Consider the following 15,714-nt stretch of genomic DNA (forward strand, 5'->3'; position numbering starts at 1 on the left):
CCACACAAAAAGAACACAAACCCGCACCTGTAACGACATGATGAGGATCGATATTTCGTGACAATACGTTGCACTGCACATCTTCCCATCCCCATATAGTGCACCAGTCGGGGAAAATATCGTCATTCGTGGTCAGTACAGGGAACCGCTATGTCAGATCTTTTGCCGTTCTTCCGGGCCTGGGTAGCCGACCCCAGACGCGTTTCGGCCATATCGCCTTCCAGCCCGGCTCTGGCAGAAATGATTACGTCTGAAATTTCCCCCACGACCGGATCGGTATTGGAGCTTGGACCGGGAACCGGTGTTTTTACCCGGGCTCTGATTGCGCGCGGTCTTGATGAAGGTGATCTGACCCTGATTGAAGCCGGGGCGGAATTCGCGCGCCTGTTGGCAGATCGCTATCCGCGCGCCCGTGTTTTTCACACAGATGCCACCCGGCTTGCCCGTAGTGATTTGTATCCTGCGCACTGCCTTGGTGCCGCCATCAGCGGACTTCCTTTGCTGTCAATGCGACCGCGTCAGGTGATGGGGGTATTGAACGGTGCATTCCGTTATCTCGGACCCGATGGGGCATTTTATCAGTTTACCTATGGCCCGCGCTGCCCGGTACCCTCCGCCATTCTGGAACGGATGGGTCTTAAATCCGTACGAATTGGCACCATTGTTCGCAATGTGCCACCATCGTCGGTTTATCGTATTTCACGCATGTCCTGATTATCGCCGATACACCATATGCCGATAGCCAAGAGCTTCGGCAACATGGCTACGCTTGACGCCATCCATGCCTGCCAAGTCGGCAATTGTGCGCGCAACGCGCAAAACACGATGATACCCGCGTGCCGACAGCCTCATCTGACGCGCGGCATCCTGCAAAAGACCGCGGCCATCAGTATCAAGTGCCGCAGCAGTCTGCAGCACTTCACCATCTGCCTCGGCATTGGTTGAAATATGATCATTTTTATATCGTAATGACTGAACGGTACGCGCGGCCAGAACCCGGTCCCGCACGGTTTGCGTCGTCTCGCCACCTGAGGGAAGGTCAAGCTCTTCAGGACGGACGGCCGGAACGTCGATCTGAATGTCAAAACGATCCAGCAGGGGCCCTGATATTCGGGCCTGATAATCCTCTCCGCAACGCGGCGCCCGCGTACAGGCAAGGTCATTGTCGCCCAAGTATCCGCACCGGCAAGGGTTCATCGCGGCGACCAGTTGGACGCGCGCGGGGTAAGTCACATGGGCATTGGCGCGTGCCACAGATACCTGCCCAGTTTCAAGCGGCTGGCGTAACGCATCAAGGACATTGCGCTGAAATTCCGGTAATTCATCCAAAAACAGCACACCATTATGCGCCAGCGAAATCTCGCCCGGGCGCACCCTGTGTCCCCCACCAACAAGTGCTGGCATGGATGCTGAATGGTGCGGCGAACGAAAGGGACGGGTACGAATAAGCCCGCCTTCAGGCAACATACCGGAAACCGAATGGATTACTGTGGTTTCAAGTGCCTGTCTGGCATCCAGTTCTGGCAAAAGCCCCGGCAACCTTGCCGCCAGCATCGATTTCCCCGAACCGGGAGGACCGCTCATCAGTAAATTATGCCCTCCGGCCGCGGCAATCTCAAGCGCGCGTTTGGCGCTTTCCTGCCCTTTGATATCGCGAAGATCGGGTAGGGAGATGGGCGATGGTTCAGTCTTGGGCATCTTTGGTCGCGGGAGGATTTGCGTACCCTTGAAATGATTGATCAAGGTGGTCAGGCGTGATGGTGCGAGAATTTCAAGCTCCCCCGCCCAAAGGGCCTCCGCACCATTGTCAACGGGGCAGATAATTCCCCTTTCCATGCTGTTCGCCTGCATGGCTGCTGGCAAAACCCCACCAACACCTGTAACGCTGCCATCAAGTCCCAGCTCACCCAGCACGACAAAACTGGCGATATCCTCGTGCCCTATCACATCCATTTCGGCCAAAAGGCCAAGTGCAATCGGCAGATCGAAATGCGATCCTTCTTTCAGCAAATCAGCCGGGGCCAGATTAATCGTTATGCGTTTGGGCGGCAATGCCAGCCCCATCGCCGAAAGTGCCGACCGTACACGTTCGCGTGCCTCGGAAACTGCCTTGTCAGGCAGACCAACCACAGTAAAGGCTGGTAAACCGCTTGCCATCTGGACCTGCACATCGACCGGAATTGTATCAATCCCGGCAAAGGCGACGGTCGTAACCCGTGCTGTCATATGGTGCTGATCCCCGTAACCCCAAGTTCTATATACCACTTTGGCGGGAAACGGGAATCAAGGCAACAAGTCGTTTATCCGCGACAGATCAGGCGCATCCAGCGCCGTCTTCCGGCGACATATCAGTATTGATCATCCAGGGTGTACCGAACTTATCGGTAAACATGCCATAGCCCGGCGACCAGAAGGTTTCTTCGAACGGCATGGTCACCTGGCCGTCTTTGGAAAGGGCATCGAATATCTTTCTGGCATCGGTCGTATTTTCAAAATGCAGGGATGCAGTCATACCCTGCATTTTGGTGAAATATTCCGGTGGGCAGTCGGATGCCATTAAATGCCAGCCATCGCCCATCAGGCATGCATGGGCAATTTTGTCATTATGCTCAGGCGAGTCAGCAGCCATCGGTGTATCGCCGAACGGCATCATAATCAGTTCACCACCCAGGATGGATTGATAGAATTCAAATGCCTGGCGGCAGTTCCCATCGAAATTCAGATAGGTGATCAGTTTCATCGGAGCGTTCCTTTATGTGTAAAAATCTGGTTGGTTTGGAGATTTACGGCTGCAGCCCGAACTGGGCGGCACCGTTTTCAAAATCAAAGGGCACGGAAAAATGTTCATGCGCGATGCGCCATTCACCACCCTGCTTTTCAAGGTGATAGCTTGACCGCATCCAGCTTGCCTGCTCGGTTCCGTCTTCCTTGCGCATACCGCACCGGATCAGGAACCGTGCAACCGCCAGATGACCAGAAACACGAATAGTCGGTTCCTGCGGTTCCATGATGAATTCATCATCAAATGCCATGCAGCGGTCCCAATGGGCACGGTAGTCTTCCCGGCCACTGAATTGCAGCGGACCGACTGCGTCATAGGAGCAGATATCATCGCTATATAACGCCATGATACCGTCGAGATCCTTGTTGCGCGCCGCCTTTGACCAACGGGTGAAAATCTCACGAATGGCCGCTTGATCTTTAATTTGTTTATCAGTCATGGGGGAATTTCCTTGCCTTGGTGGTGCGAGGGACTGGCTAAAGTTTTGTGTGGAGTTTTCAGATGCCTTTGGCGGCACGTTCAATCCCGGCGATGTCGAATTTGTCCATCGACATCATGGTTGTTGCGACCCGGGCGGCTATGTCGGGATCTGGATCGTTCATTAGTTCGATAAGGCGGACCGGGGTGATCTGCCAGAAAAGGCCAAATCTGTCTTTTACCCATCCACACTGTCTGGGTTCCCCGTCTTCGGAAAGGCAGTCCCAGTAATAATCAACTTCTGCCTGGTCATTGCAGGATACGGTGAAGGAAACAGCTTCGGTAAACCTGAACTGCGACCCGCCATTAAGAGCCGTGAACTGCAGACCTCCCAACTCGAAACTTACGGTTAAAACATTGCCTTCCGGTCCGGGTCCTGCCTTGCTGCTGCGCAGGATTTTGCCGATCTTGGCATTTGGAAAAACGGACACATAAAAATTGACGGCCTCTTCGGCGTTGCCGTCAAACCACAAAAAGGGGCTTATCTTCTGCATCGGGCTTCCTCCTTGCCTCTCAGAAGGTTGTCGTAAAGATCAAAGGCGTGGTGGCGCTTTTGAACCAAAGGATTGATCAGTTTTTTCTTATTTTCCCGTTTGACAAATACGTTGATATCAACATAATTAATTCATGTCAAAGAAAGATTTCAACCAGAACGATAAAGTTCCGTTTTCATCGACATTGATGGTGCGTGACAGTTGCCTATGCCTGCATGTCCGCCGGGCCGCGCGCACGATTGCGCGACGGTTTGACGATGCATTTCGTTCACTTGATCTGACCAGCGGGCAATTTTCCCTGCTGATGTCACTTAACCGACCCGAACCACCGCATATGCAGGATGTCGCCAATTTGCTGGCAATGGATCGCACGACACTGACGGCCAATCTCAAACCGCTAGAACGACGCGGGCTGGTTAATATTCAGCCCGACCCGAAGGACAAACGCGGTCGCCTTCTGACCCTGACCGACCCGGGCATGGCGCTTCTGATGCGCGCCTTTCCGATCTGGCAAAAAACCCAGGCTGAACTTGAAAGCATGGTTGCCGGTCCGGATTCGTCACAGCTTCTGGCTGATCTGGTCAGGTTGTCACGGGAACATGCCGGCTAATCCGGTAAAGTGCCTCAAGCCAGCCAAAGCTTAATCTTCGGATGCTGCCTTATCTTCATCAGGATTTTCGCCAACATCCACGTTTTCATCGCGTGGTGGCAGGAATTCCTTGCGGCACGGGACGGCAACGCCATCGACCACGGTCCAGCCAAAATTGCGGAACTTGCCAAAGCTTTCCTTTTTCATCGTGATGCCGCTCGCACGGTGCTTGCGCACTTCGGCGGAATCCTCGCCCTGGATTTTACCGGCCCTGGCCCAGGCCCGTTCACGCATGGATTTGGTAATTTCGGTCATGAAACCCGTTTCATCTGAAAAGTTGCTGCCCGACATCATAGCACATTTGGCAGCCCGACCACGCTATAGCCGGTATAAACTGCACGGGCAATATCGCATCCATGCAGGCCAGGTCTGTCAAGCCGGCAAAAGATGATACCGCGTGGCGATCATTGATGGACGATCTGCTAGTGTCGCCATCCAGTGACGCAGATCATCCGAAAGGGCAAAGCGCCCGTCTGGCCAGCGGAAATCGACATATTCAAGGGCGGCTACGACGGACAGAGTGCCGATATCGGCCGGCCTGCTGCAAGACTGAGGATGCCGCCTTCTATGGCGTCAATGCTTCTTTGGACTGCCGCATGCTGTCGATCCATTACGGAATCGGAACGTTCATTTTCTGGTCGTTTGCTGTCGGCAAAAAGTCGACCGGTTGCCGCCATCATGCCGTCAGATAATCCCTGCCACTGCAGGGCATTAAGCCGTTCGGAGCCTTCCTGCGGAATGATGCCTGTCCCATCACTATTCGCACGGGCAACTTCATCAAGGTAATCACAAATCACCGCAGACTCGAACACCGCCATCCCGTTTTCAAGTACCAGAGTCGGTACCTTGGCCAGCGGATTGTGTTCGCGTAACGCCGCATCGGTCCAAGGATCGATCATGATTTCGGCGATCTTGCCTTCAAGACCCAATTCACGCGCAATAATCCGGACCTTGCGCGAAAATGGCGAAGTCGGTGCGTAATAAAGCTGCATGGTGGGTGCCATGCGATCCTCCCTAAATCTTTAAATCAGGCGTCCAGCCGATATTTTCCAGATGCCAGTTGGCCCGCCAGTTTTCATCCTCGCGATCCAGTGTCAGGTAATTGCGCGCCGCGCAGTAGGTGCCAAATCGCCCCGGAAGCGGTTTAAGCTTCGTCGGGCGACCAGGCAGGGGATTGTCACCAATCCACGCCAGAAGACCAAGTGCCCGTGCGAATGCGACCGGAGGTGCGGTATGTGAAATCCCCGATGCCACCAGTTGATGGATGGTTTTTCCACCTGTTTCAAACGTGCCTCGCGTCGCCACATGAATTTCCCCCGAAAGCAGGGTGATATCGTGATTGCGATCATTGGCAACTTCTTCAAGCGTTTCCAGAAAACGGCACCATTCCTTGCGATGCCAGCGACTTTGCCACTGATCGCGCAGGTCATCTTCGTATTTCTGGGCACTGGGCATCAGGTGCAAAATCGCCTCGACCAGCGACAGGCGCGGGCCAATTACCGGCACACTCGACATCAACAAAATACGATTATGTTCCGGAACAGTATCGAGTGTCGCAATTATGTCCCGCCAGCCATGTTCGCCCATGATCGCATGCGGGGTCCGTTCCGACCGGAGGTCGGGCGCAATCACCGAAAATCGCGGAAAATCCGTCCGCCAGCCAAGACTTTCCCCACTGCGATCAATAATCTTACCAGCCAGATCGTCGGGTGCCGTGCAAAGCTGCATCAAACAGAATGCCTCGCGCGCACAGTCAAACATGCCCTTGGCAACCATACTGTCATGGAACCATTTCTTGTGGCTGCCCCAACCATCGAAAATATCGTGATCATCCCACATCATTAAAGACGGCACGCGCGCCAGCATATGGCTGATCTGCGGCTGGCCATAAATTTCAAGATAATGTTCAAGATAGAACTTCAGAACGCCGTCATGCATGTCCGGCGTGAAATCTGTCGCCAGTTTCTGGCGTTTTTGCACCTTTTGCCACGCGACAATATCTGGATGGCATTCCCAAACACCATCGGCATAAATCTGGTCCCCGCCATGCAAAAGCAGCGAAAAGGGCCGTTTCTCATGCTCGTGACCAAGATCAATCCAAAGCGCGTTGCGATCCGTCAAAGGCCGGTCCAAATCGCCGTCTTCCTGCCCGTTGCACGAAACAAACCCGATCCGAAGGTCATGGGTCATATCGGTATTCACATGATATGTTTCGGTATCGAAACTGTAACGCGCATCCGATGCAACCGGCAGCTCGAAATCATAGCGCCAGTAATCGCGTCCAAACCGGGTCGCGAGCTTTGCCGGGGTCACAATATCCTGATCCATGATGCGAAACTCGGCCGGATCGTCCCCTTCCTGCGTCACCACAAGGGCGGCCAGACGGGCTGTTTTATCGTCGCTGCCACGCGCAAACAGAAACGGACCAAAGGTGCCATTCGTTGAAATTGCGCTGTTTTGCTTATCCGCCATGCAATCGGATTCCGCTTTGTTGATAATTGATCCCCAGAATCATACGCAGAAACAGGCATTTGGTTCCAGCCTGCGGGCATGAATTCGGTCACATCAACCGATATGGGCAGCAAACTGGTGCAGAATTGATGATAAAATCCGGCCATTTCACGGCCATCTGTTTCAACCAGACCGAAAAACCAAAAAAAAGGCCAAGTGGTTATACCACTTGGCCCCAAAATCGTACCGTCCTGAAATCCGCTCAGGATATGCGGGTTTCAATCGCATCCCAGATCAGGGATTCCAGTTTCGATCCATCAAACCGGTTCACTTCCTGGAGTCCGGTAGGAGAGGTAACGTTGATTTCCGTCATATAGTCACCAATCACATCAATCCCGACAAAGATCAGATCGCGCTTTTTCAGTTCCGGCCCGATGCGTTCACAAATCTCAATCTCACGCGGGGTCAGCATGGATTTTTCGGCAACCCCGCCGACATGCATGTTCGACCGTGCCTCGCCCTCTGCCGGAACGCGATTGATCGCACCGACCGGTTTGCCATCAACCAGTATGATGCGCTTGTCGCCTTTGCGCACGTCCGGCAAATAGGCTTGGACCATCAGCGGTTCGCGCGACTGGACGGCAAACAGTTCCAACAGCGAATTAAGGTTCTCATCCCCCGGTTTCAGGTGAAACACGCCAGCCCCGCCGTTGCCAAACAGCGGCTTGACAATGATATCCTTGAATTCCTCGCGGAAATCGCGAATGCGCGCAGCTGACCGGGTAATCAGGGTCGGCGGCATCAGGTCGGGGAACTCGGTGACAAAAATCTTTTCCGGTGCATTGCGCACATGGCCGGGATGGTTAACCACGAAACTTTCCGGATGAACAGCTTCAAGCAGATGGGTTGCCGTTATGTAATTCATGTCAAACGGCGGGTCCTGACGCATCAGGATCACATCGGTTTCCTTCGCGAGGTCGATGATCTTTGCATCACCAAGATCGTAATGGTTGCCCTTTTCGTAGCGAAGCTTCATCGGGCGGACTTCGGCCTTGATCCGGCCACGGTCATAAAACATGTCATCAGGATGATAATGCAAAAGGTCATAACCGCGTGCTTGGGCTTCGAGCCCCATGACAAAGGTTGAATCCCCTTTGATATCGATTGATGCGATCGGATCCATCTGAATGGCGACGGTGCGACTCATGAAACGCTTTCTCCTGTTGCCGGAAAGCCGGTCACTGCTGCAAATGCGGCCAAACCCGGCCAATTGTGATCATTTGCGGGCGCGACTTGACCCGGCTGGCCTTCCCGGCCAAATGATGCGATATGTTGTACATATTGTGGTTGGTTACAATTTGGCTGAATTTTTATCATTCGCCATTCGGGTTTCGCAATCGCGATCACAGAATTTCTTAAACGGGTAAACAGGCTGTCAAATGGCGTTCTTCAGCAAATTCGGCAAATTCCGCATCAAACAGATGGGCGCGCGTTTCCGCACCATGACGGCAGCATCGGTCTTTGCGACCGCATTTGCGATTGCCGCACCAGCTTCAATCAGCCTGACCCCGGCAAATGCACTTGCACAATCGGGTGCGGTTGATCAGGCAACCATTGACAAGATCGAAAACTATCTCGAAGACATCACCACGCTGAAAGCCGATTTTGTCCAGATTTCGTCGGATGGTGGTGCTGCCGAGGGGAAGCTTTATATGGAGCGCCCCGGCAAGATGCGGTTTGAATATAATCCGCCGGCCCAGATTCTGCTGGTCTCGACCGGATCCGATTTCATCTATTATGACAAGGAAATCAACGCTCCAACCTATTTTGACATCGACGAAACCCCAGCCGGAATCATTCTGGCAAAAGACGTCTCGCTAACGCGCGAGGTCAAGGTTGTCGATTTCAAACGGACTGCGGAAACCATGCGCGTCGAAATGGTCCGCAAATCCGATCCGGGTGCTGGCAGTGTCACGCTTGTATTCCAAGAAAACCCGATGCAGTTGCGCCAGTGGATTGTCACCGACCCCGCCGGGATCGAGACTACAGTGACCCTGTTCAATACCGAAGAAGGTGTCACGCTCGACCCGGAATTATTCAAGTTCGAACGTATCTGGCCCAACCAGCGCGGCTGATTTCAAGATTTCCCATCGACTTCACGAAATTGTCAAAACCGTCTGACAGAACGGTTAAGCATTCCGATTCAAGCTCTTGCAAATATTGTCGTTTCGCAACGATCAATCAGATTGTAATTTTTCACCTGCATGCATGAAATTTATGGCCGATATGCGGCTCTGATCTATGGCAGACGCGGCTTTCAGTCCCCATATAAAAATCTGTCACAAGGTTCCCGAATTTTGATGTGGGAGCCAAGTGTGAGGAACAGGTCTCCCCTACCTTTCCTCACGCTCCAGATCATCGGAGCGCTGGCGTCCGGTTCTCCCCCCTGGCCGGACGCCTTTTTTCTGCCTAAAGCGTAAGTTATCCGACGCTTCGGGCTAAAAATCTGTCAAATTCTCCTCTGATTTCACGGCCTGTTAATTTTGATTGCCTAGTAATGTTTGACATGATTCCCTTGTGCGCAATCGTGACCGTGCCAGCAGGATAAAACCGCCAATGATCAATGATTTTCTGAAATCCGTTTCCCAGTTTTCCGACCCGCGATTTCGCAAGGTTGTGTTGATCGGTGTTGCCGGCGCCCTGGCGATAATAGTCGGGCTTTGGATGCTGATCGGATTCGGGTTGAACTCGATCACCTTCTTTGCCGATGGTGGCTGGATGGAAACAGCGGCTGACTGGCTGCTTGGCGTGGGTCTTGCGTTTCTGGTGCTGCTAATGTTTCCGGCTACCACTGTCCTGATCTCGAGCCTGCTGCTTGATCAGATCGCCGATGCGGTCGAAGACAAATATTACCCAACCCTGCCTGAAACACGCCCGCAACCGATTTCCGAGGCCCTGATCAGTGGCCTTAAATTTGCGCTGACGGCGCTGGCCCTTAACATCCTGATCCTGCCGCTTCTTTTAGCAGGTCCAGTATATGTTATCGCGTTTTATGCGATGAATGGCTATCTGCTGTCGCGCGAATATTTTGAACTGGTCGCCGCACGTCGTTATGATGTTCGCACGGTGAATGCCATTCGCAAAAGTTGCCAGACGAAACTTTGGTTTGCCGGAATCGGACTGACATTCCTGATGACCGTGCCGCTGGTCAACCTTGTGGTGCCGATTATCGCGACTGCCTTTATGGTGCATTACTCCGTCCGTCTGGGTGCATTCGAAAACCGGATCACCGTCTGACGCCATTCCCGTGGGCATCAGATAAAATGGCGGAAACCTGAAACGAAACTGCAAGACAAGGATTTGGTCATCCCCATGTTCGGAAAGAAAAAATCCAACAAAACAGTCGACAGCAGCCCGGCTTCGTCAGATACATCTTCTTCCAGATTGAATTCCGGCGGTCTTTCCGACAGCGCAGCTTCCTCGCCGATCAAACCGGCTTCGAGCGAAAGTGCGAGTGCCAGCAACGATACCGCCACAAAAACAGAAAAACGTAGTGAGCCGCAGCTGTTTACTCAGCCGCGCACAAAGGAAGAACCGAAAATGTCCAGCAAACCGCATTCCACCAGCTTCCGTCCGGAAATCCCGAAGCGCCCGCTTGAAATTCCGACCCGCGGCAGTGCTGGTCGTCCAAGTGCCACCCCAAGCCACACCGAGGGCAAAAAACTGACGGTTGGCCGCGATATTCGTCTGGCTGGTGAAATCGGTTCCTGCGACGTCCTCGTCGTTGAGGGCCATGTCGAAGCCCAGATCAAGGAATGCACCCGTCTTGAAGTTTCCCAAGGCGGCACCTTCGTTGGTACCGCGCAGGTCGACGAAGCCGAAATCAGCGGCACTTTCGAAGGCGACCTGACGGCACGTCGTGTCATTGTCATCGGCTCGGCAGATATCAATGGCAAGATCACCTATGGTGCGCTTCAGATTGAAAACGGTGCCCGCATCAAGGGCTCGCTGGAATATGTTGAAGGCAGCGACGACGGTACCAGCCGTACCGGCCATTCGGCTGCAATCACCATTCCACGCAAAAGCGACGATATCTGATCCGTGACCGGCATAAACCGCTCACTGACCCAAACAACCCCGATACAGCCCCGGCGCGGTAAACACCCCGCCGGGCTTCTCTGCGCGATGATACTGATCGCGACGTCGCTGGTGGCATGTGGTGGGAATGCTGTCCCGCCTGGCAGCACAAATCAGAACTATGGCAAGGCCAAGTCAACCAGTTCACCACGCGTGACCCAAGATATCCCGAAAAAATCCGGGAATTCTGTTTCTGGCGGTACAGGGACCGCAACAACGAAACCGACCAACACTTCAACTAAATCTGCTGTAAACCCGACCGGCACTGCCAAATCGCAATCCCCCCGCATAACGGTTGCCATTCCGCCCGTTCCCTTTAAGTCGATCAGGGCTGAAACCCTGATGGGTCTCTCGGAGGATGCGGTAGAGCAAAAAATCGGCGAACCCGAAATGACCCGCGGCGAGGGTCCTGCACGGGTCTGGCAATACCGTTCCGAGGAATGTTCTTTTGATGCGTTCTTTTTCCCGGCAGCAGAAGGGGAAACACGCAAGATGACCCATATGCTGGCCCGCAAACGCAAAAGTGCCGATAAAATCTCTGTCCAGGATTGCCTTGATCAGGTGGTTAAGGCCCGAATTGCCGCGGACAACAAAGGTTAAAACCCCAGAAGGAACAGCTATTTGCACCATTTTCCCATATCGCTGTCGATTTTTTCAAGTTTCGCGATATGGCGTGATTTCCTTGGTCGAATATTTACCTTTTACCGGCACTCTCGGGTGAAAGTTCCTCATAAATCCGCCACATCGGGCGGGTTTAAAGTCATCGTTCCGAAACTTCAGACACGATACGCGAGCCCATGAAAAAACACGCCCATCGTCTTGTCAGGAATTCGCTGGCAGGTGCAGCTGCCGCCCTCGTCGCTTTGGTCTCTCAGGCTGCGATTGCGCAAAATGCGCCGCAACTAATTGATGTATATGGAAAATGGGAAGCTTATAGCTATTCCGAAAAAGGCAAGAAAGTTTGCTATATCGGTAGCCAGCCGACCTCCGCCAAAGGCGATTATACCCAGCGCGGCAAAATCTATGTCATGGTTACGCACCGCCCGGCGCTAAAACTGTTCAACGAAGTCAGCTTCATTACCGGCTATACCTATGAAAAGGATAGCGATGTTGACCTTCGAATCGATTCCAAAAGCTTCAAGCTGTTTACCTACGAGGACTCAGCCTGGGCCGTGAATGGCGAGGAAGATCGCAAACTGGTTAGCGCCATGAAGGCCGGAAGCAATATGGTTGTCGTCGGCAATTCATCGCGAGGGACGAAAACTACCGATACTTATTCACTTTCCGGGTTTACCGCAGCCTATAACGCGATTTCAAAGGCTTGCGACGCCAAACCGGTTAGCTGAGCGAACGACGAACCGGTAAATCCCTGCGGTTTGAGGCGCTTGTAAACCTGCATCGCGTCCGACAAATAGCTGCAATGTGAATTTTATCGTTTGTAAATTGCCCCGGCCCCGCTATATGCGGGGCCATGGTTTATGCGCCAAAAGCATTTCGCGGGAAAATCTGTTATAGTCCCGCCCCGTTGCAAATCCGGCGCGCATCGGATGCACAAAGCCGGAAACGGTGCTGATGCCGCCCGATGACCAAGAACAAACGCCGATAAAACTGCCAGAACCAAAGAGAGAGCCCGGGATGACCGACGTCCTGACCGAGAACGCGACCACAAATGCCGCAGCCGCCACCAGCCAGAGCGGCCCGACGTTGACCGAATTCGTAACGCGCGCCGCAAACGGGCAGGCTGCCGACGGACGTCGTGATCTCGTGGGATTGTCTCGTGATCAGCTGACCGAACTGCTTGGCGAAATGGGCGAAAGCAAGTTTCGCGTCAAACAGATGTGGAACTGGATCTACAACCGCGGTGTCAAAGACATCGAGGATATGACCAACATTTCCAAAAAGCTGCGCGATCGCCTTTCACAGGACTTCTATATCGGCCGACCGGTTCTGACAGCCGATCAGAAAAGCTCGGACGATACCCATAAATGGCTGATGAAGTTCCATGATGGCAACGAAGCTGAGACGGTCTATATCCCGGATCGCAATGAAGATCGCGGGGCTGTCTGCATTTCCTCGCAGGTCGGCTGTACGCTAACCTGCAAGTTTTGCCATACCGGTACCCAGCTTCTGGTTCGTAACCTGACAGCCGGCGAAATCATCAGCCAGTTCATGGTTGCCCGTGACAGTTACGGCGAATGGCCGACCCCGGCAAACGGCATCCGTCGCCTGTCGAACATCGTCATGATGGGCATGGGTGAGCCGCTGTTTAACTATGAAAATGTCCGCGAAGCGCTGAAAATCGCCATGGATGGCGAAGGTATTTCAATCTCGCGCCGTCGCGTCACCCTGTCCACATCGGGTGTGGTGCCGGAAATCGTACGTTGCGGCGAGGAACTTGGTGTTGGTCTGGCAATTTCGCTGCATGCGCCCGATGATGATCTGCGCAACGAAATCATGCCGATCAACAAGAAATATCCTCTCAAGGAACTGATGGATGCCTGCCGTCATTATCCCGGCATGTCCAATTCGCGCCCGATCACAATGGAATATGTGATGCTTAAAGGTGTGAATGACAAACCGGAACATGCGCGTGCGCTGGCAAAGCTGGTCAAGGGCGTCCATTGCAAATTCAATCTGATCCCGTTCAACAAATGGCCAGGGTCGGATTATGAATGCACGCCGACCAACGATATCAAGAAATTCGCCCATACGCTGCTTGAACTTGGCTACGAAGCACCGATCCGCTGGCCGCGTGGCCGCGATATTCTGGCTGCCTGCGGCCAGTTGAAATCCGAAAGCCAGCGCCAGCGTAAATCGCGTGTCGGCGGCTGTGGCAATGCTTCGGGCAACGAAAGTACCAATGTGGTTGCCGCGCAGTAACTACCGCGCAGAACACGGTAAACATCTGGAATTACAAACGGGCAGGTTCATCCTGCCCGTTTTCTTTTTTGGTGGAAAAATATCCACCTTTGTTACTGCCAAGAAGAAACATATTTTATAAATATAAAATCAATCATTTATTTCTGATTGATAATTATACCCATTTCGCCTGAAGTTTCTTCGGAGGTAAGTCGTCAGGCGTTTTCATATCCGAAATATCAAGATTGATTGCCAGGACTCCGCCCAGTCCACCGACCGTCATTTCTGAAATACGGCGACCGACCCCGTCCTTGTCCAGACCGGAAAGATACGCATCACGGGCCGCCCCATCGACGAAATCAATGGTCAATACATGGGTGAAACCCTGACTAAGCCCGCTTCCCAATGTTTTGGGACCCGCAGCAAAGGCCAGAATTCCCGGCGTTTCAAGGGCAACTTGCGATAATTCTTCAAGAAGGTCCGTGATCTGTGCTGCCAAAACACCGTCTCCGATCTGTAACAGCACGATGTGACGCAACATCAGGGTTTGGCCTCCGCCAGTTTGGCCGGATCAACAGACGCCGGCAGCAAAACAAATTTACGTCCCATGCGGTTCATATGACCGGCATGCAGGGCGGCATCTTCGCCTGGACCAAAGAAGATATCCCCGCGTACCGGGCCACGAATGGCGCCGCCCGTATCTTGCGCAACCATCAGACGATGAAATCTGGCATCGGCATTCATCGCATCATCGGTTTCAAGCCAGATCGGAACTCCCATGGCATGGAAACGCCGATCAACAGCCAATGACCGCCCTGGTTCCAGCGGTACGCCCTGCGATCCAAGCGGCCCGGCATCGGGGTCATCCGGATCGGTTTTCAGCGGATTGAAAAACACAAAGGATGCGTTGGTATTCATCACATCATCGGCCTGATCCGGATGGGTGGATAACCATTGCCGAATGGTTTGCAGCGATACGGTTTCGCGCGTCAGTTCACCCCGTTCAATCAATTCCCGACCAATGGCGAAATAGGGATGGCCATTGGTGGCGGCATATCCGATGCGCAATACACTGCCATCTGGCAACACAACCCGGCCTGATCCCTGGATTTGAAGGAAAAATGCATCCACCGCGTCATCAACCCAGACAAGTTCAAGATCACGCCCGGCAAGAGCACCATTTTCAATCGCTTCTCGGTCATAATACGGCTTAACGCTTTTACCCTCGATCCGGCCAACCAGCGTTGTGCCCTTAAGGTCCTCGCGAAACGCACCAAGATCAATGGAAACCATATCTTCGGGTTTCAGGTAGATCGCCGTCTGAAATGGTCCTTCGCGCGTCAGGTTACCACGCAGTTCCGGTTCGAAATAACCGGTAAACAATCCTTCGGGATCATTGTTATTTCCGACCAGATATGGCTTGAACCCACTTTGGAAAAAAGTTCGTGCATCTTCCTTGCGGATAGTATCGGGCTCCAGCGCCAATGCGGTTTCACATAATCTGCGCCAGTCGCCAACCGTTCCCATCCGCGGGTCCGGGCCGATATCGCGTTCATCTCCTCGCTTGATCATTGCCGCACAGGACCGCTGAAACGCTTTCAGGCTGCCACGCATATCGTCTGTCTGCCAACCATCAAGCTGGCTGAAATCGGTTGCGTTAAGCGTCAGCGTATTAGCAGGTTTTTCAACCACGTCGCCCAGTCCGAGAAGACCGGCGATATCGGTCCAAAACAGCCAGACAAGGGCACCAGCCGCCCCGATAAAAACCGCAAAAAATGAAAGAAGGCGCGACAAAACCAGACGTCTTTTCAAGGCAAAACCCGTTATCTGCAAATTCGGATCAAAATCGGCATGATTGTTTGATC

Annotated in this window: 19 protein-coding genes; 8 read left to right on the plus strand and 11 right to left on the minus strand. The window is 53.2% G+C overall.

Translation table 11 applies throughout. The features are described 5' to 3' along the window. The first annotated feature begins 150 nt into the window (after positions 1-150). A complete protein-coding gene (locus AUP42_RS06340; RefSeq protein WP_062949986.1) occupies positions 151-714 on the plus strand; it encodes a class I SAM-dependent methyltransferase in 564 nt (187 codons plus the stop codon). Here the strand turns inward: AUP42_RS06340 and AUP42_RS06345 are convergent, their stop codons facing one another. From AUP42_RS06345 to AUP42_RS06360, 4 genes are all read right to left on the minus strand, one after another. Then, positions 715-2,226: a YifB family Mg chelatase-like AAA ATPase gene (locus tag AUP42_RS06345; RefSeq protein WP_062949988.1), complete on the minus strand. Its 1,512-nt coding sequence runs from the start codon at positions 2,224-2,226 to the stop codon at positions 715-717. Between the two features lie 88 nt (positions 2,227-2,314). Continuing rightward, positions 2,315-2,740, minus strand: coding sequence for a VOC family protein (locus AUP42_RS06350; RefSeq protein ID WP_062949989.1), 426 nt, complete (start codon positions 2,738-2,740; stop codon positions 2,315-2,317). Between the two features lie 43 nt (positions 2,741-2,783). Beyond that, on the minus strand, positions 2,784-3,221 hold the full coding sequence (locus tag AUP42_RS06355; RefSeq protein ID WP_062949990.1) for a YybH family protein: 438 nt from the start codon (positions 3,219-3,221) through the stop codon (positions 2,784-2,786). A gap of 58 nt (positions 3,222-3,279) precedes the next feature. Beyond that, positions 3,280-3,753, minus strand: a complete 474-nt coding sequence (locus tag AUP42_RS06360) for a VOC family protein (RefSeq protein ID WP_062949992.1) — start codon at positions 3,751-3,753, stop codon at positions 3,280-3,282. Between the two features lie 133 nt (positions 3,754-3,886). Here AUP42_RS06360 and AUP42_RS06365 point away from each other — a divergent pair, with 133 nt between their 5' ends. Next, positions 3,887-4,363, plus strand: coding sequence for a MarR family winged helix-turn-helix transcriptional regulator (locus tag AUP42_RS06365; RefSeq protein ID WP_062949994.1), 477 nt, complete (start codon positions 3,887-3,889; stop codon positions 4,361-4,363). Positions 4,364-4,393: 30 nt separating this feature from the next. Here AUP42_RS06365 and AUP42_RS06370 read toward each other — a convergent pair whose 3' ends face one another. The 4 genes from AUP42_RS06370 to gshB form a co-directional block, all read right to left on the minus strand. Beyond that, positions 4,394-4,657: a hypothetical protein gene (locus AUP42_RS06370; protein ID WP_181850483.1), complete on the minus strand. Its 264-nt coding sequence runs from the start codon at positions 4,655-4,657 to the stop codon at positions 4,394-4,396. 251 nt (positions 4,658-4,908) lie between these two features. Continuing rightward, entirely contained in the window at positions 4,909-5,406 is a 498-nt protein-coding gene (locus AUP42_RS06375; RefSeq protein WP_062949998.1) for a glutathione S-transferase, read from the minus strand. Between the two features lie 10 nt (positions 5,407-5,416). Further along, positions 5,417-6,874, minus strand: coding sequence for an alkaline phosphatase D family protein (locus tag AUP42_RS06380; RefSeq protein ID WP_062950000.1), 1,458 nt, complete (start codon positions 6,872-6,874; stop codon positions 5,417-5,419). Positions 6,875-7,115: 241 nt separating this feature from the next. Beyond that, positions 7,116-8,060: a glutathione synthase gene (gene gshB, locus AUP42_RS06385; protein ID WP_062950002.1), complete on the minus strand. Its 945-nt coding sequence runs from the start codon at positions 8,058-8,060 to the stop codon at positions 7,116-7,118. A gap of 232 nt (positions 8,061-8,292) precedes the next feature. Between gshB and AUP42_RS06395 the strand changes: the two genes are divergently transcribed. Next, positions 8,293-8,988 (plus strand): LolA family protein, encoded by a 696-nt coding sequence (locus AUP42_RS06395; RefSeq protein WP_062950006.1) that lies wholly within the window; start codon positions 8,293-8,295, stop codon positions 8,986-8,988. A gap of 481 nt (positions 8,989-9,469) precedes the next feature. Next, the gene (locus AUP42_RS06400) at positions 9,470-10,150 is read left to right on the plus strand and encodes an EI24 domain-containing protein (RefSeq protein WP_062950008.1); all 681 of its coding nucleotides are present in this window, start codon (positions 9,470-9,472) and stop codon (positions 10,148-10,150) included. A gap of 17 nt (positions 10,151-10,167) precedes the next feature. Here the strand turns inward: AUP42_RS06400 and AUP42_RS21860 are convergent, their stop codons facing one another. Beyond that, positions 10,168-10,377 (minus strand): hypothetical protein, encoded by a 210-nt coding sequence (locus tag AUP42_RS21860; protein WP_231858177.1) that lies wholly within the window; start codon positions 10,375-10,377, stop codon positions 10,168-10,170. 76 nt (positions 10,378-10,453) lie between these two features. Between AUP42_RS21860 and AUP42_RS06405 the strand changes: the two genes are divergently transcribed. From AUP42_RS06405 to rlmN, 4 genes are all read left to right on the plus strand, one after another. Continuing rightward, positions 10,454-10,951, plus strand: a complete 498-nt coding sequence (locus AUP42_RS06405) for a bactofilin family protein (RefSeq protein ID WP_231858178.1) — start codon at positions 10,454-10,456, stop codon at positions 10,949-10,951. 381 nt (positions 10,952-11,332) lie between these two features. Continuing rightward, positions 11,333-11,590, plus strand: a complete 258-nt coding sequence (locus tag AUP42_RS21345) for a hypothetical protein (protein WP_147253485.1) — start codon at positions 11,333-11,335, stop codon at positions 11,588-11,590. Positions 11,591-11,787: 197 nt separating this feature from the next. After that, the gene (locus tag AUP42_RS06415; protein ID WP_062950014.1) at positions 11,788-12,336 is read left to right on the plus strand and encodes an invasion associated locus B family protein; all 549 of its coding nucleotides are present in this window, start codon (positions 11,788-11,790) and stop codon (positions 12,334-12,336) included. A gap of 289 nt (positions 12,337-12,625) precedes the next feature. Beyond that, entirely contained in the window at positions 12,626-13,870 is a 1,245-nt protein-coding gene (gene rlmN / locus AUP42_RS06420; protein WP_062950016.1) for a 23S rRNA (adenine(2503)-C(2))-methyltransferase RlmN, read from the plus strand. Positions 13,871-14,024: 154 nt separating this feature from the next. Here rlmN and AUP42_RS06425 read toward each other — a convergent pair whose 3' ends face one another. Together AUP42_RS06425 and AUP42_RS06430 are read right to left on the minus strand one after the other, a co-directional pair. After that, complete coding sequence (locus AUP42_RS06425; RefSeq protein WP_062950018.1) at positions 14,025-14,390, minus strand: Dabb family protein; 366 nt, start codon at positions 14,388-14,390, stop codon at positions 14,025-14,027. Further along, a complete protein-coding gene (locus tag AUP42_RS06430) occupies positions 14,390-15,661 on the minus strand; it encodes a murein transglycosylase A (protein WP_062950020.1) in 1,272 nt (423 codons plus the stop codon). The genes AUP42_RS06425 and AUP42_RS06430 overlap by 1 nt, the downstream gene beginning before the upstream one ends. Between the last annotated feature and the right edge of the window lie 53 nt (positions 15,662-15,714).

This window comes from Thalassospira lucentensis (assembly GCF_001613805.1).
Classification (GTDB): Bacteria; Pseudomonadota; Alphaproteobacteria; order Rhodospirillales; family Thalassospiraceae; genus Thalassospira; species Thalassospira lucentensis_A.

Bases quoted from the DNA above. Each gene is read 5' to 3' on its own strand.
- AUP42_RS06340 (WP_062949986.1), top strand. From the start codon at position 151: ATGTCAGATCTTTTGCCGTTCTTCCGGGCCTGGGTAGCCGACCCCAGA.
- AUP42_RS06345 (WP_062949988.1), bottom strand. From the start codon at position 2,226: ATGACAGCACGGGTTACGACCGTCGCCTTTGCCGGGATTGATACAATT.
- AUP42_RS06350 (WP_062949989.1), bottom strand. From the start codon at position 2,740: ATGAAACTGATCACCTATCTGAATTTCGATGGGAACTGCCGCCAGGCA.
- AUP42_RS06355 (WP_062949990.1), bottom strand. From the start codon at position 3,221: ATGACTGATAAACAAATTAAAGATCAAGCGGCCATTCGTGAGATTTTC.
- AUP42_RS06360 (WP_062949992.1), bottom strand. From the start codon at position 3,753: ATGCAGAAGATAAGCCCCTTTTTGTGGTTTGACGGCAACGCCGAAGAG.
- AUP42_RS06365 (WP_062949994.1), top strand. From the start codon at position 3,887: ATGTCAAAGAAAGATTTCAACCAGAACGATAAAGTTCCGTTTTCATCG.
- AUP42_RS06370 (WP_181850483.1), bottom strand. From the start codon at position 4,657: ATGACCGAAATTACCAAATCCATGCGTGAACGGGCCTGGGCCAGGGCC.
- AUP42_RS06375 (WP_062949998.1), bottom strand. From the start codon at position 5,406: ATGGCACCCACCATGCAGCTTTATTACGCACCGACTTCGCCATTTTCG.
- AUP42_RS06380 (WP_062950000.1), bottom strand. From the start codon at position 6,874: ATGGCGGATAAGCAAAACAGCGCAATTTCAACGAATGGCACCTTTGGT.
- gshB (WP_062950002.1), bottom strand. From the start codon at position 8,060: ATGAGTCGCACCGTCGCCATTCAGATGGATCCGATCGCATCAATCGAT.
- AUP42_RS06395 (WP_062950006.1), top strand. From the start codon at position 8,293: ATGGCGTTCTTCAGCAAATTCGGCAAATTCCGCATCAAACAGATGGGC.
- AUP42_RS06400 (WP_062950008.1), top strand. From the start codon at position 9,470: ATGATCAATGATTTTCTGAAATCCGTTTCCCAGTTTTCCGACCCGCGA.
- AUP42_RS06405 (WP_231858178.1), top strand. From the start codon at position 10,454: ATGTCCAGCAAACCGCATTCCACCAGCTTCCGTCCGGAAATCCCGAAG.
- AUP42_RS21345 (WP_147253485.1), top strand. From the start codon at position 11,333: ATGGGTCTCTCGGAGGATGCGGTAGAGCAAAAAATCGGCGAACCCGAA.
- AUP42_RS06415 (WP_062950014.1), top strand. From the start codon at position 11,788: ATGAAAAAACACGCCCATCGTCTTGTCAGGAATTCGCTGGCAGGTGCA.
- rlmN (WP_062950016.1), top strand. From the start codon at position 12,626: ATGACCGACGTCCTGACCGAGAACGCGACCACAAATGCCGCAGCCGCC.
- AUP42_RS06425 (WP_062950018.1), bottom strand. From the start codon at position 14,390: ATGTTGCGTCACATCGTGCTGTTACAGATCGGAGACGGTGTTTTGGCA.